General features: G+C 68.8%; 11 protein-coding genes. 9 read left to right on the top strand and 2 right to left on the bottom strand.

Translation table 11 applies throughout. The features are described 5' to 3' along the window. The first annotated feature begins 185 nt into the window (after positions 1–185). From F6X53_RS16135 to F6X53_RS16105, 9 genes are all read left to right on the top strand, one after another. Positions 186–2,261 (top strand): 3-hydroxyacyl-CoA dehydrogenase NAD-binding domain-containing protein, encoded by a 2,076-nt coding sequence (locus F6X53_RS16135; protein WP_151001234.1) that lies wholly within the window; start codon positions 186–188, stop codon positions 2,259–2,261. Between the two features lie 76 nt (positions 2,262–2,337). Beyond that, positions 2,338–3,519: an acetyl-CoA C-acyltransferase gene (locus tag F6X53_RS16130; RefSeq protein WP_151001233.1), complete on the top strand. Its 1,182-nt coding sequence runs from the start codon at positions 2,338–2,340 to the stop codon at positions 3,517–3,519. Positions 3,520–3,530: 11 nt separating this feature from the next. Beyond that, positions 3,531–4,727 (top strand): acyl-CoA dehydrogenase family protein, encoded by a 1,197-nt coding sequence (locus F6X53_RS16125; RefSeq protein ID WP_151001232.1) that lies wholly within the window; start codon positions 3,531–3,533, stop codon positions 4,725–4,727. A gap of 13 nt (positions 4,728–4,740) precedes the next feature. After that, positions 4,741–5,892, top strand: coding sequence for an acyl-CoA dehydrogenase family protein (locus F6X53_RS16120; RefSeq protein WP_151001231.1), 1,152 nt, complete (start codon positions 4,741–4,743; stop codon positions 5,890–5,892). A 50-nt stretch (positions 5,893–5,942) separates the two neighbouring features. Beyond that, positions 5,943–7,166, top strand: a complete 1,224-nt coding sequence (locus F6X53_RS16115; protein ID WP_151001230.1) for an acyl-CoA dehydrogenase — start codon at positions 5,943–5,945, stop codon at positions 7,164–7,166. A 179-nt stretch (positions 7,167–7,345) separates the two neighbouring features. Beyond that, entirely contained in the window at positions 7,346–7,516 is a 171-nt protein-coding gene (locus F6X53_RS32425) for a hypothetical protein (protein WP_191970864.1), read from the top strand. After that, complete coding sequence (locus tag F6X53_RS33700) at positions 7,516–7,644, top strand: hypothetical protein (RefSeq protein ID WP_280526032.1); 129 nt, start codon at positions 7,516–7,518, stop codon at positions 7,642–7,644. The genes F6X53_RS32425 and F6X53_RS33700 overlap by 1 nt, the downstream gene beginning before the upstream one ends. 263 nt (positions 7,645–7,907) lie before the next feature. After that, positions 7,908–9,260 (top strand): O-antigen polymerase, encoded by a 1,353-nt coding sequence (locus tag F6X53_RS16110; protein WP_151001229.1) that lies wholly within the window; start codon positions 7,908–7,910, stop codon positions 9,258–9,260. Between the two features lie 150 nt (positions 9,261–9,410). Next, positions 9,411–10,274 (top strand): glycosyltransferase family 2 protein, encoded by an 864-nt coding sequence (locus F6X53_RS16105; RefSeq protein ID WP_151001228.1) that lies wholly within the window; start codon positions 9,411–9,413, stop codon positions 10,272–10,274. A 7-nt stretch (positions 10,275–10,281) separates the two neighbouring features. Here the strand turns inward: F6X53_RS16105 and F6X53_RS16100 are convergent, their stop codons facing one another. Together F6X53_RS16100 and F6X53_RS16095 are read right to left on the bottom strand one after the other, a co-directional pair. Next, a complete protein-coding gene (locus F6X53_RS16100; protein ID WP_151001227.1) occupies positions 10,282–11,733 on the bottom strand; it encodes an oligosaccharide flippase family protein in 1,452 nt (483 codons plus the stop codon). Between the two features lie 198 nt (positions 11,734–11,931). After that, positions 11,932–13,104 (bottom strand): glycosyltransferase family 87 protein, encoded by a 1,173-nt coding sequence (locus tag F6X53_RS16095; RefSeq protein WP_191970863.1) that lies wholly within the window; start codon positions 13,102–13,104, stop codon positions 11,932–11,934. Positions 13,105–13,175: the final 71 nt, after the last annotated feature.

The following is a 13,175-nucleotide window of genomic DNA, read 5'->3' as shown; positions in this document are numbered from 1 at the left end:
CCCTGTCAAACGCGTGGAAGCCTGTTCTGCATCGTGGAACTGACATCTCGTGCTGGCTGAAGCTGACCATGCCCTGTCTGGAACCTGTGATCAGTCACTTGCCTTGACATGCATTCCGGAGCCCCGTTAGACGCCTCTGGAAAGTGCAGTTCGTAATTCTGCACTGCAGAACAGACGGGGGATCTGTGGTCCGGCAGGAGATCAGCGGCGGCGTGGCCGTCCTCACCCTCGCGCATCCGCCCGTGAATGCCCTCGGCGCCGCGTTGCGCGCCGGCCTCGATGCGGCCCTCGCGGAGGCGACGCGGGACGAGGCGGTCCGCGCCATCGTGATCGCGGCGGAGGGCCGGGTCTTCGTGGCGGGCGCCGATATCGGTGAGTTCGGCAAGCCGCCGCGCCCGCCGATGCTGCCGGAGGTGCTGGCCCGGATCGAGGCGAGCCCGAAGCCCGTGGTGGCGGCGATCGGCGGCGCGGCCCTCGGCGGCGGGCTGGAACTCGCGCTCGCCTGCCACGCGCGGGTGGTGGGGCCCGGAGCCAGGCTCGGCCTGCCGGAGATCAAGCTCGGCCTCATCCCGGGCGCGGGCGGGACGCAGCGCCTGCCGCGCCTCGTCGGGCCCGAGGCCGCCTTCGCCCTGATGCTGGGCGGCGAGCCCCTGGAGGCCGGGAAGGCCCTCGCCCTCGGCCTCGCCGACGCCCTCGAACCGGGCGACCTCGTGGCGGCCGCCCGGGTGCAGGCCCTGCGCCTCGCCGAGGCGGGATCCTGGTCGCGGGAACGGGCGGAGCGCCTCGATCCGGGCGCGCGCGCGGGCTTCGAGGCCGCGGCCGCCGAGGCTCTGCGGCGCTCCCCCGACAGCCCGAACGTGGCGGCCCTGGCGGATGCGGTCCGGGCCGGCTTCGATCTGCCCTTCGGGGAGGCGCTGGCTGTCGAGCGCGCCCGCTTCCTCGCCCTCCTGGACGATCCGCGCGCGAAGGCCCTGCGCTACGCCTTCTTCGCCGAGCGCGAGGCGGCGCGGGTGCCGGGCTTGAGCCGGGACACGCCCCGGCGGCCGATCCGGAAGGCGGCCGTGATCGGCGCCGGCACGATGGGCGGGGGCATCGCCATGTGCTTTGCCCAGGCCGGCATCCCGGTGACGGTGATCGAGGCGGAGGAGCCCGCGCTCGCCCGCGGGCTCGACCGGATTCGCGCCCTCTACGCCGCGTCGCGCGCGCGCGGCAGCTTGAGCGCAGAGGCCGAGGCCGAGCGTCTCGGGCTGATCGGCGGCGCGATCGGGCTGGAGCGGGCGGGGGAGGCCGACATCGTCGTGGAGGCCGCCTTCGAGGACATGGCCGTGAAGACCGGGATCTTCGCCACCCTCGACCGGGTGGCCAGGCCCGGCGCGATCCTGGCCACCAACACCTCCTATCTCGACCTCGACGCCATCGCGGCGGCGACCGCCCGGCCTCAGGACGTGATCGGACTGCACTTCTTCAGCCCCGCCAACGTGATGCGCCTCGTCGAGGTGGTGCGCGGCGCCGCGACCGCCCCCGACGTGCTCGCCACCGGCCTCGATCTCGCCCGCCGCCTCGGCAAGCTGCCGGTCACGGTCGGGGTCTGCTTCGGCTTCGTCGGCAACCGCATGCTGGCCCGGCGCAGCGCGGCCGCCGAGCGCCTGCTCCTCGAAGGCGCCCTGCCGCACGCGGTCGATGCGGCGATCCGGGATTTCGGCTTCCGGATGGGCCCCTTCGCCATGGCGGATCTCGCCGGCCTCGATATCGGCTGGCGCACCCGCAAGGCCACCGGCGGCGTCGCGCCGGTGGCCGACGCCCTCTGCGCGCAGGGCCGCTTCGGCCAGAAGACCGGGCGCGGCTTCTACCGCTACCCCGAGGGCGCCCGTGCGGGCGAACGCGACCCCGAGGTCGAGGCCCTGATCGAGGCCGAATCCGCCCGACGGGGCATCGCGCGACGCGCCTTCGCACCGGAGGAGATCGTCGCCCGCCTGATGTACCCGATGGTCAACGAGGGCGCGCGCATCCTCGAAGAGGGGATCGCGGCGCGCCCCGGCGACATCGATACGATCTGGCTCAACGGCTACAACTGGCCGGCCTGGCGGGGCGGTCCCCTGCATTGGGCCGACACGATCGGCCTCGCCGCGGTGGCGGCCGACCTCGCGCGCTTCGCCGACGCGTCCGGCGACGCGGACTTGGCGCCCGCGCCGCTTCTGGCGCGCCTCGCCGCGCAGGGCGCCGGCTTCGCGAGCCTCGCAGGCCCCGCAGGCCCCGCATGAGCCCGGCTTCCACTGTCCCGACGGGCCGCCCGCCGGCCCGCACCGCGCCCCCGCCCGCGAGAAGCCCGAGATTCCCATGATCGATGCCGTGATCGTCTCCACCGCCCGCACGCCCGTCGGCAAGGCGCATCGGGGCGCCCTCAACCTGACCCGCGGGGCCGATCTCGCGGCCCACGCGATCCGCCACGCGGTCGCGCGCGCGCGTGTCGAGCCCGCCGAGATCGAGGAGGTCGTCCTCGGCTGCGGCTACCCGGAGGCGGCCACCGGCGGCAACGTGGCCCGCCACGCCGCCCTGGTGGCGGGCATCCCGGTGCAGGCGGCGGGCGTCACCGTCAGCCGGTTCTGCGCCTCGGGGCTCGAGGCCATCGCGGGCGCGGCCAAGCGCATTATCCTCGACGGCGTGCCGGTGGCGGTGGCGGGCGGCGTCGAATCGATCTCCCTCGTCCAGCCGCAGGTGAAGCGCGAGCTCTTCCAGAACGAGACCCTGCTCACCCGGATGCCCGCGATCTACACGCCGATGATCGAGACCGCCGACATCGTGGCGGCGCGCTATCGCGTCGGCCGCGAGGCCCAGGACGCCTTCGCGCTGGAGAGCCAGGCCCGCACCGCCGCGGCCCAGCGCGACGGGCTGTTCGACGCCGAGATCGTGCCGATCACGGTGCCGCAGGCGATCACCGACCGGGCGACGGGCGAGACCCGCACCGAGACGGTCACGCTCTCGGCGGACGAGGGCAACCGCCCCGACACGACCCTGGAGGGCCTGGCCCGGCTGAAGCCGGTGCGCGGGCCCGACCAGTTCGTCACCGCCGGCAATGCCAGCCAGCTCTCGGATGGGGCCTCGGCCTGCGTGCTGATGTCCGGGACGGAGGCGGCGCGGCGCGGCCTCGCACCCCTCGGGATCGTGCGGGGCTTCTCCGCCGCCGGCTGCGCGCCGGACGAGATGGGCATCGGGCCGGTCTTCGCGGTGCCGCGCCTCCTCGAACGCCACGGCCTCGGCGTTGCGGATATCGGCCTGTGGGAGCTGAATGAGGCCTTCGCGTCCCAGTCCCTGTATTGCGTGGACCGGCTCGGGCTCGATCCCGCCCGCGTCAACGTCAATGGCGGCGCCATCAGCATCGGCCATCCCTTCGGCATGAGCGGCGCCCGCCTCGTCGGGCACGCCCTGCTCGAGGGCCGGCGGCGCGGCGTGCGCTTCGCCGTCGTCACCATGTGCGTCGCCGGCGGCATGGGCTGCGCCGGCCTCCTCGAGATCAACTAGGAGCCGCCCCGATGGATCTGCGCTTCACTCCCGAGGAGACCGCCTTCCGGGCCGAGGTCCGCGACTTCTTCCGCAGCGAGATCCCGGCCGACATCCGCGCCAAGGTCTCGGAGGGCCGCGCCCTCGCGCGCGAGGATTACGTCACCTCCCAGCGCATCCTCAACGCCAAGGGCTGGGCCGTGACCCAGTGGCCGGTGGCCTATGGCGGCCAGCCCTGGAGCCCGGTCCAGCGCTACATCTTCATGGAGGAGCTGATGCAGGCGGCGGTGCCGCTGCCGCTGCAGTTCAACTGCTTCATGGTGGGGCCCGTGATCGCGGCCTTCGGCACCGAGGCCCAGAAGCGGCGCTTCCTGCCGCGCATCGCCAACCTCGACGATTGGTGGTGCCAGGGCTTCTCCGAGCCCGGCGCCGGCTCCGACCTCGCCTCCCTGAAGACCCGCGCCGTGCGCGAGGGCGACCACTACGTCGTCGACGGCCAGAAGACCTGGACGACGCTCGGCCAATACGCCGACTGGATCTTCTGCCTGGTGCGGACGGACCCGGCGGCCAAGAAGCAGGCCGGCATCTCGTTCCTGCTCATCGACATGAAGAGCCCCGGGGTGAGCGTCCGGCCGATCATCACGATCGACGGCCGGCACGAGGTGAACGAGGTCTTCCTCGACGCGGTGCGGGTGCCGGTCGAGAACCGCGTGGGCGAGGAGAACAAGGGCTGGGACTACGCCAAGTTCCTGCTCGCCAACGAGCGCACCGGCATCGCCCGGATCGGCCTCACCAAGGAGCGGCTCCAGCGCATCAAGCGCCTCGCGCGGGAGACCCCGATGGGCGCGGGCACGATGTGGGACGACGCCGATTTCCGGGCCCGCGTCGCCGGGGTGGAGATCGAGCTCAAGGCCCTCGAGATCACCCAGATGCGGGTGGTCGCCGCCCAGGCGACCCGCGATGCCACGAAGCCCGATCCCGCCTCCTCGATCCTCAAGATCAAGGGCTCGGAGCTGCAGCAGGCCGCGACCGAGCTCCTCCTCGAACTCGCCGGCCCCAACGCCCTGCCGGCAGGGGGCGCCGACCTCCTGCGCAACGATCCGGACGCCCCCTTCGCCTGGGAGGATGCGGCCGCGCCCATGTACCTGAACACCCGCAAGGTCTCGATCTACGGCGGCTCGAACGAGATCCAGCGCAACGTGATCGCCAAAGCGATCCTGGACCTGTGAGGAACGGACATCCATGGATTTCGATCTGACGAGCGAGCAGCGCCTGCTGAAGGACAGCGTCGCACGCTGGGCCGCGGACACCTATGCGAGCCTCGACCGGGTCGAGGCGAGCCGGAGCGAGCCCCTCGGCTTCAGCGAGGCCCATTGGGCCGAGCTCGCCGAGCTCGGCCTCCTCGGCCTGCCCTTCTCCGAGGCCGATGGCGGCTTCGGCGGCGGGCCGGTCGAGACCATGGTGGTGATGGAGGCGCTCGGCCGCGCCCTCGCGCCCGAGCCCTATCTGGCGAGCGTCATCCTGGGCGGGGCCGCCCTGCGGCTCGCGGGCGACGCGGCCCAGCGCGCCCGGCTCATCCCGCAGCTCGCCGGGGGCAGCCTGCGCCTCGCCTTCGCGCATGGCGAGCGCCAGGCCCGCTACGACCTCGAGGACGTGGCCACGACGGCCCGTCCCGAGGCGGGGGGCTACGTCCTCGACGGAGCGAAAGGCGTCGTGCTGAACGCGGATGCCGCCGGCCTCCTGGTGGTCAGCGCCCGCACGGCCGGCGGGCGGCGCGAGGGCGCGGGAATCAGCCTGTTCCTCGTCCCCACGGACACCCCCGGCCTGACGCTCCGCCCCTACCCGACCCAGGATGGCGGGCGCGCGGCGGACGTGATCCTCCGGGGCGTCCGGGTCCCGTCCGAGGCCCTGCTCGGGCCCGCGGACGGCGCCCTGCCGATCATCGAGCAGGTGATCGACGGCGCCATCGCGGCGGTCGCGGCCGAGGCGGTCGGCCTGATGGAGGCCCTGCAGGACCTCACGGTCGCCTATCTGAAGACCCGCAAGCAGTTCGGCACCGCGATCGGCGGCTTCCAGGCGCTGCAGCACCGGGCGGTGGACATGCTGGTGGCTTTGGAGCAGGCCCGGTCGATGGAGCTCTACGCCACCATGATGGTCGAGGCGGAGGCGGAGGCGCGCGGCCCCGCCTTGTCCGCCGCCAAGGTTCAGATCAACCGCTCGGCCCGCTTCGTCGGGCAGCAGGCGGTGCAGCTCCATGGCGGCATCGGCATGACGCAGGAATATCTCGGCGCCCACCAGTTCCGCCGCCTGACCATGATCGAGATCCTGTTCGGCGACACCGCCCACCACCTGCGTCGGGTGACGCGGGCGGGCGGCCTTCTCGGCGCGGCCTGAGCCGCCGCGCGGGCCGGGCCGGCCCCGCGCGTTCAGACACCGGAGCACAGATGACCAATCCCGAGACGCTCGAAGTCGTCCGCCCGACCCCGGCCTCGGCCGCCTTCTCGTGGGAGGACCCGTTCCTCCTCGAGGAGCAGCTCACCGAGGACGAGCGGGCGATCCGCGACACCGCCCGCGCCTTCGCGCAGGAGCAGCTCCTGCCCGGCATCGTCGAGGCCTATACCCAGGAGAAGACCGACCGGGGGCTGTTCGACCGCATGGGCGCGCTCGGCCTCCTCGGGGTGACGCTGCCGGAGGATTATGGCTGCGCCCAGGCGAGCTACGTCGCCTACGGCCTCGTGGCGCGCGAGGTCGAGCGGGTCGATTCCGGCTACCGCTCGATGATGAGCGTGCAATCCTCCCTGGTGATGCACCCGATCCACGCCTACGGCTCGGAGGAGCAGCGCCGGAAGTTCCTGCCGAAGCTCGCCTCGGGGGCGTGGGTCGGCTGCTTCGGCCTGACCGAGCCCGATGCCGGCTCGGACCCGGCCGGCATGAGGACCAGGGCGGTCCGGATCGACGGAGGCTACCGCCTCTCGGGGGCCAAGACCTGGATCTCGAACGCGCCCTTCGCCGACGTCTTCGTGGTCTGGGCGAAGTCGGAAGCCCATGACGACGCGATCCGGGGCTTCGTGCTGGAGAAGGGCATGAAGGGCCTCTCGGCGCCCAAGATCGAGGGCAAGCTGTCGCTGCGCGCCTCGACCACGGGCGAGATCGTGATGGCGGATGTGGAGGTGCCCGAGAGCGCCCTCCTGCCCAACGTCTCGGGTCTTAAGGGGCCGTTCGGCTGCCTCAACCGGGCCCGCTACGGCATCTCCTGGGGCGCGATGGGCGCCGCCGAGGATTGCTGGCACCGCGCCCGGCAATACACGCTGGACCGCAAGCAGTTCGGCCGGCCGCTGGCGCAGACGCAGCTCGTGCAGAAGAAGCTCGCCGACATGCAGACCGAGATCGCCCTCGGGCTCCAGGCCTCCCTGCGGGTGGGGCGCCTGTTCGACGCGGGCCGGATGGCGCCCGAGATGGTGAGCCTGGTCAAGCGCAACAATTGCGGCAAGGCCCTCGAGATCGCCCGGGTCGCCCGCGACATGCACGGGGGAAACGGCATCATGGGCGCCTATCACGTCATGCGCCACGCCCAGAACCTCGAGACGGTCAACACCTACGAGGGCACGCACGACGTGCACGCTCTCATCCTGGGGCGCGCCCAGACCGGCCTGCAGGCGTTCTTCTGACGCGCGGATCCCGGCGGTGCTGCGGCAAACGCCGCCCCGCCGGGCCTTCCGGCACGAAGAGCGTCGGAGATTGTCGTCCCGGCTCCCGGCCCGGCATCGAAAGTTAAGGCTCGACCACGGACGGGTTGGTTAGCATCCGATGAACGCCACGCTTCGTGGGGCAGGAGTCGGTTTGCGCGATGAACGATCCGAAGCCCGATCCGCTCTGGTACGACCGCGCCGAGCCCGACACGGATCCGGGGCCCTGGATCTGGCTCCTCGCCGCCCTGTTCGTCTCCGGGCGCGCGCTGCTCCACCTGCCGGGATTCGTCTACGAGCGGTGCGCCTCCCGCCTCCGGCGCCGGCGCTGATGGGCCCGGCGCGGCGCGGATCGCGCCGGCGGATCAGCCTCCTGGCCTGCGGCGTCCTCGCCGTGGTCCTGATGCTCACCATTGCGTGGATCGGCGCTCTCGCGCGGCTCGCGCAGGCGCTCTTCTGAGGTCGGAGACCTGCTTCGGGCCGGGTCCTGCAGGCTCACCGCCAGGATTTCGTCTCCCGCCTCCAGTGTCGCGAAACGTACCGGGCTTTGCCGTTCGGTTTGGTATCGTTTTCGCGTAAGTTCAGGATCGCGTCAGCGCGACGGGAGATCGGTCGATCAACAGGGATTCACCCCGCGGTCGCTGGTGATCCAGCGCCCGATGCAATCCAGGGCAGATGCCGCCGGACGAGGCAGGATTTACGGGACGGGCGAGGCAGAGATCGATGGAAGTCATTCGTCCTCCGTGGTGGATCAACCCGATTGCGTTGCTGGGCGTCTTCATCCTTCCGGTTTTCCTGATCTCGACGATCTATGGGGCCGACAGCCTCGCGATCAACCGCATCTACTCGAATTACATGGACTGGGAATCGGTCCCGGCCGGAATCTGCGCCCTCTTCGCCCTCTGCGTGGGCAGTGGCCTCGCGATCTGGCTGGCCCCGGCCTCCAACAACCCGCTGCATCTGCCCGAAGCCCGCACCAACACGGCGCTGATCGTTCTGGCGAGCCTCGCCATCGCCAGCCAGGTCTTCGTGATCTTCGACCTCGTGATCTCATACCCGGGGCTGGTGATGCAGGCCATCAACGGTGAGCAGGGCGCGATCTACGAACTCCACGACACGGCCGTGCGGATCCCCGGCCTCACATCGCTGATGAACGTCAGGGGAGTCTTCTTCGCCCTCGTCTCGGCCTGCCTGCTCGACCGGGACTTTCGGCTGGCGCGGTGGATCTGGCCCCTCTACGCGGCGCTCGTCGTGACGACGCTGATGTACAGCTTCATCGTCTCCGAGCGCGTGGTCATCATCGAGATGGGCGTTGCCGCGCTTCTTGCGCCGCTCACCTTCAAGCTGCGACCGTCCTTCTTCCGTGCGACATCTCCCTTCGTGGGAATGATCGGAATCTTCGGTCTCTTCGCGGTCGGTGAATATTTTCGGAGCTGGCCGTTCTATCAGGGGACCGGGATCCAGTTTTCGGATTTTGCCTTCGACCGGTTCGTCGGATATTTCGCAAGTTCGATCAATAATGGCGCCGGATACTATCTCAAGACAGACCCGACGCTCATGCCCTATTGGACGGCAGGGTGGCTCCACCGATTTCCACTCTGGGATTTCCTCGGGATTTCGATGGATGCCTCGTCGGGCGTGCAGTTTCAAAGCTTCCTGAACCGGTTTGCGAATCCGGAATTCAACAATTACTCGGGCGTCTACGCCGCCCTGATCGATTTCGGTCTCCCGCTGGGCTGTCTCTATCTGACGATCTGGGGTTTCCTGGGCGGCCTCGTCTACAGGAGCTTCGTCGCCAGGGGGCTGCTCGGCCTGATCCTGTACCCGGTGTGGATCTACGGATACTTCGACATCATCCGGGTTTTCTACTGGGGGGAGCCGCGCTTCGTCCCGCTCGCGGGCGCCGCGATCGCGGTCTACTTCTACATCCGGGGTGGGCACCGGCTGGAAGCGCGCCGGGCCGGCCCGCCCCGCCCCCGGGCGGGCGAGGCTCGGCCGCGCGCGGTCGAGAGCGCTTCCCGCCCCGGCGGAGATTGGTTCGGCGGGCGGGCGCCGAAGACCGGCCCGGCGCTGTGAGCCGATCCGACGGGGTCGGCCACGGTCGGTGGAGGCGGGCTGGGGCGCGGCCACGCGGGGACGAGGCTGCCTCGCCGGTCGTCGGCCCGCCCGCCGGGGCCGCGGCGCCGTGGGTTCAGCCATCGCCGCCGCTCGAACGGGATCACGCCTATGCCTATCTCCCTCATCGTCGCCACCCTGGGCAGGGTCGCCGAGCTCGTCGAGCTCCTCGCCTCCCTCGAGGCCCAGACGTTCCGGGATTTCGACGTCATCGTGGTCGATCAGAACGCGGATGAGCGCCTGGCCTGGCTGGCGGAGGAGGGGCGTTTCCGCTTCGCGGTCACGCATCTCCGCTCCAGTATCCGTCACTCCTCCCACGCGCGAAACCTCGGCCTGCAACAGGCGCGGGGCGACATCATCGCCTTCCCGGACGATGATTGCACGTATCCGGCCGACCTCCTGGCCCGGATCGATCGGGCCTTCCGCGAGGATCCGGGTCTCGGCGTGCGGACGGGTCCGTCGGCGGCGCCGGGTGGAGGCCTGGGCTCCGGGCGCTGGCGGCCGCAATCGGGGCCGATCGGGTGCCGGGACGTCTGGACGTCGGTGATCGAGTTCAACATGTTCATCCGCCGCTCCCTGATCCAGGATCTGGGCGGCTTCGATGAACGGCTCGGCGTCGGCAGCCCCTTCGGCTCCGCCGAGGCCAACGATCTGGTCATTCGGGCGATCCAGGCCGGCTGGCTCTGCTGGTACGACGTCGCGCAACTGGCCGTGCATCCCGACAAGAGCCTGACGCGCCTCGCCGTCGCGCGGGCCTACACCTACGGGGCGGGGCTCGGGTTCGCCATGCGCAAGAACCGGGTTCCGGCGATGACGGTCGCGACCTTCCTGGTTCGTCCGACGGGGGGCTTCATCCTGAACCTGGCCTGCGGGCGTCTCCTGAAGGCCCGCTACCACCTGCAGACCCTGCGCGGGCGGATCTACGGGTTCGGTGCCTACCGGCTGGACAATTCCCTCGGGCCGGGCCGGCGCTGAGCCCCGATCACGCCCTGACGCCGGGCGTGTTCGGAAGACTTCCGGTCCCGCGTTGCGCCCGAAGTAGGAGGGCGATCGACGCCAGGTAGATGCAGGCGCAGGCCAACAGCTTCAGGGCCACGACGAACACGTCCGAATAGCCGTGCCGGAGGGTCCAGTGGGCGATCGTGAGCACCGGAACAAGGACCGCGCCCGTGATCATGAGGGCGGGCCAGTAGGCGGCCAGCTGTGACCGCAGCGGGATCCCGAGAACGAGCCGGGTCATCAGGAACTGCGCCGGGGCTCTCGCCACCACGGCCGTGAGCCAGCAGAGGACGGCTCCGACACCGGTGGCCGGCGCGAAGACGACGATCTGAAGCAGCAGGAAGGCGAGGCCGCCGAGGGCCGCGAAGGACAGGAGCGCCGGACGCCCGATCGCCAGGATCGCGGTGTGGGCCGGGATCTCGATCACCAGGAACAGGCCGGCGATCGAGAGCCAGGGGACGAGCTGCGCAAGGCCCTGCCAATCGGTGTTGGCCACGAGGTGACCCAGATCCCCACCCATGAGCGCCAGCACGACGAAGGGCGGCATGAAGATCGCCGCCGTCGCTCGGCTCGCAGCGAGGAAGAAGCCCGGCAGGGCCGTCCTGTCATGCTGCATGCGGGACAGGAGCGGGAGCAGCAGCCGAACCAGCGCCGTGCAGATGATCCGCGTGAGCGAATCGATCAGGCGGAAGGCGAGGCTGACCTGGCCGAGGACTTGGGGGCTCACGTAATAGCCAAGAATCATGAAAAAGAACTGATTTCGCGTCGCCTCGACAAAGTGGGCGACCGTGCGCACGGAAGCAAAGCGGCTGATCTCGATCGCATGTCTTCGGGAGACGCTTCCCACGAACCTCCAATCGCTGTTTGCGCCGAGCAGGATGGCGAGCATCGCCGGCGCGAACCCGAACTGCGCCACCGCGGCCCAGGAGCCGTATCCGCCGATCGCCAGGCCGATGCCGAGGGATGTCGCGCAGGCGCGCGCGATGGCCGTGCAGATCGTGAGCGTGCGAAGCCGCAGCGTGCGGCGCAGCCGGGCGCACTGAACGCTCACGACGGCCGAGCAGATGGGAACGGGCGCGAGTGCGAGGAGGAGCGGGGCGATTTCGGCCTGCCCGTAGAGTCGCGCAACGAACCCGGACGTCAGGCCCATCGCGGCGCCCAGGATCACCGCGAGACCGGTCACGATCCAGAATGCGCTGCCGAGATGGCGCCGTTCCAGTCGGCGGCGCTGAACGATGGCTTCATCGAACAGCGTGTCCGGGAAGAAGTTGATCGTTTGGGCGATCGCCAGCGCGATCGCGGCCGTGCCGAGGCTCGCCGTCCCGATCAGGCTCGCGATCAGGATCAGGCCGATCGAGGAGAAGACGGAGCCGCTGAGGACTTCGAGGATCACCCAAGCCGCGGAGCGATAGACATTGTACCGGGCGGTCCTCACAGCGTGGCGGGCCTTTCACGAGCACGGTATCCAGGGGCGACGAGACGGCAATGCTGCGGGATTCCTCCGGATGCGACCGCCCGGGGAGGCGGCCGATGTTCTTCATCACGGACGATACTAAAGTGCCGCTTAGCACCAAGCTGTGGATCAAAGGCCTCCAGCCTGCTGTGGGAAGGATGTCATACTCGCACAGCCGCATCATGGGCCGAATCGGGCTCTCCTGAACGCGAGATCGTTGATCTGGATTCTACTCCTGCTCGCGAGCATGTAAGTGAGGGTAAGTGTCACAATGGCTGTAAAGAAGAGGTACGATTGAATTGGGTTGAGTGATGTTTTTGCAAAATAATTCAGGAAAGGTAGCGCGTTCGCCGAGACAATAAACGTGGTTGCCAGTGTGATCCTGAACGGCCACAGGGCAGCCCCTGTCTGCTTCTCGCGGGCATGTAATGTGGCGAAGCAGAACGCGAAGGCTGGCAGCAGCACTCCGTAATGATGTTCCCAAGCGATCGGTGATGCCATTGTGAAACATCCACCGGCGACGATCAGCGAAACAAGGCCTCCCTCACGAGAAGAATCCCTGGCCGCAAGCACCAATGCCATGGAGATGATCATGATGGATGAAAGAAGGGTGACAATTCTGACGCGAAAGTCGGGCGGAGCGAAGCCTCTCGCATCCCAGATCAAGTTCGGACCCAAATCAAGCAACCGATACATCAGTCCGTTAGCCGATTGGTTCGCAAAGTAACTCTCACCGTGGCTGCTGATAAAGCTGAGAACATGGATGTATCCACCGATCCATGCATGCCCGTAAGCGAGAATGGATGCCGTCAGTCCAAAGCCGACCGGTAATATCCATCCGGCGACGAACGTTTTGTCTCTTCGGAGAAGCCCCCAGATCAGGAAAAGTGCCATTTGCGGCTTTATCAGCGCGGAAGCACCGAGCAGGAAGCCGGATGTGGCGGAACGACCATGCAAGAAGGCGTAACAGCTGAATATGAATAGAACATCGAGCAGAATTTGGATCTGGCCGAGTGCCCACGCCCTCTGCAAGGGATAGAAGCACAGCGTGCCTATGGCAGCGGCGAAACCAATTCCGATGCGCTCTCTGACCTCCCGCTTCGTATCTGAGGGCCGCGTGTGCTCGACTAAGCCGAGGGTGAGCAGCACCATCCCGACGACCGCCAACAAGAACAGCAAGGCATTTGTGATGTTTAACGATTGAACAGCTGCGCTGCCTGCGATTATGCTCTGTAATTCAGTGTAGAACAAAGATGTGGTCGGGTATTGAAACTTGATGCCTTGTTCAAAGAAAAGCGCTTGGTAGACATCTTGCCCGGGATTTTCTCGCAACCATTGCTGCGCCCGCAGCATCGGACCCCACGAGTCGTCAGTCCGAAACCGTAGGGCTTCACGAAGATCATGGAGATTGCTGTGAAAATAAA

Source organism: Methylobacterium soli (assembly GCF_008806385.1).
Taxonomy (GTDB): Bacteria; Pseudomonadota; Alphaproteobacteria; order Rhizobiales; family Beijerinckiaceae; genus Methylobacterium; species Methylobacterium soli.
This window is presented reverse-complemented; position numbering and strand designations above follow the sequence as displayed.

Bases quoted from the DNA above. Each gene is read 5' to 3' on its own strand.
- F6X53_RS16130 (WP_151001233.1), top strand. From the start codon at position 2,338: ATGATCGATGCCGTGATCGTCTCCACCGCCCGCACGCCCGTCGGCAAG.
- F6X53_RS16125 (WP_151001232.1), top strand. From the start codon at position 3,531: ATGGATCTGCGCTTCACTCCCGAGGAGACCGCCTTCCGGGCCGAGGTC.
- F6X53_RS16095 (WP_191970863.1), bottom strand. From the start codon at position 13,104: ATGCTGCGGGCGCAGCAATGGTTGCGAGAAAATCCCGGGCAAGATGTC.
- F6X53_RS16105 (WP_151001228.1), top strand. From the start codon at position 9,411: ATGCCTATCTCCCTCATCGTCGCCACCCTGGGCAGGGTCGCCGAGCTC.
- F6X53_RS32425 (WP_191970864.1), top strand. From the start codon at position 7,346: ATGAACGATCCGAAGCCCGATCCGCTCTGGTACGACCGCGCCGAGCCC.
- F6X53_RS16110 (WP_151001229.1), top strand. From the start codon at position 7,908: ATGGAAGTCATTCGTCCTCCGTGGTGGATCAACCCGATTGCGTTGCTG.
- F6X53_RS16115 (WP_151001230.1), top strand. From the start codon at position 5,943: ATGACCAATCCCGAGACGCTCGAAGTCGTCCGCCCGACCCCGGCCTCG.
- F6X53_RS33700 (WP_280526032.1), top strand. From the start codon at position 7,516: ATGGGCCCGGCGCGGCGCGGATCGCGCCGGCGGATCAGCCTCCTGGCC.
- F6X53_RS16120 (WP_151001231.1), top strand. From the start codon at position 4,741: ATGGATTTCGATCTGACGAGCGAGCAGCGCCTGCTGAAGGACAGCGTC.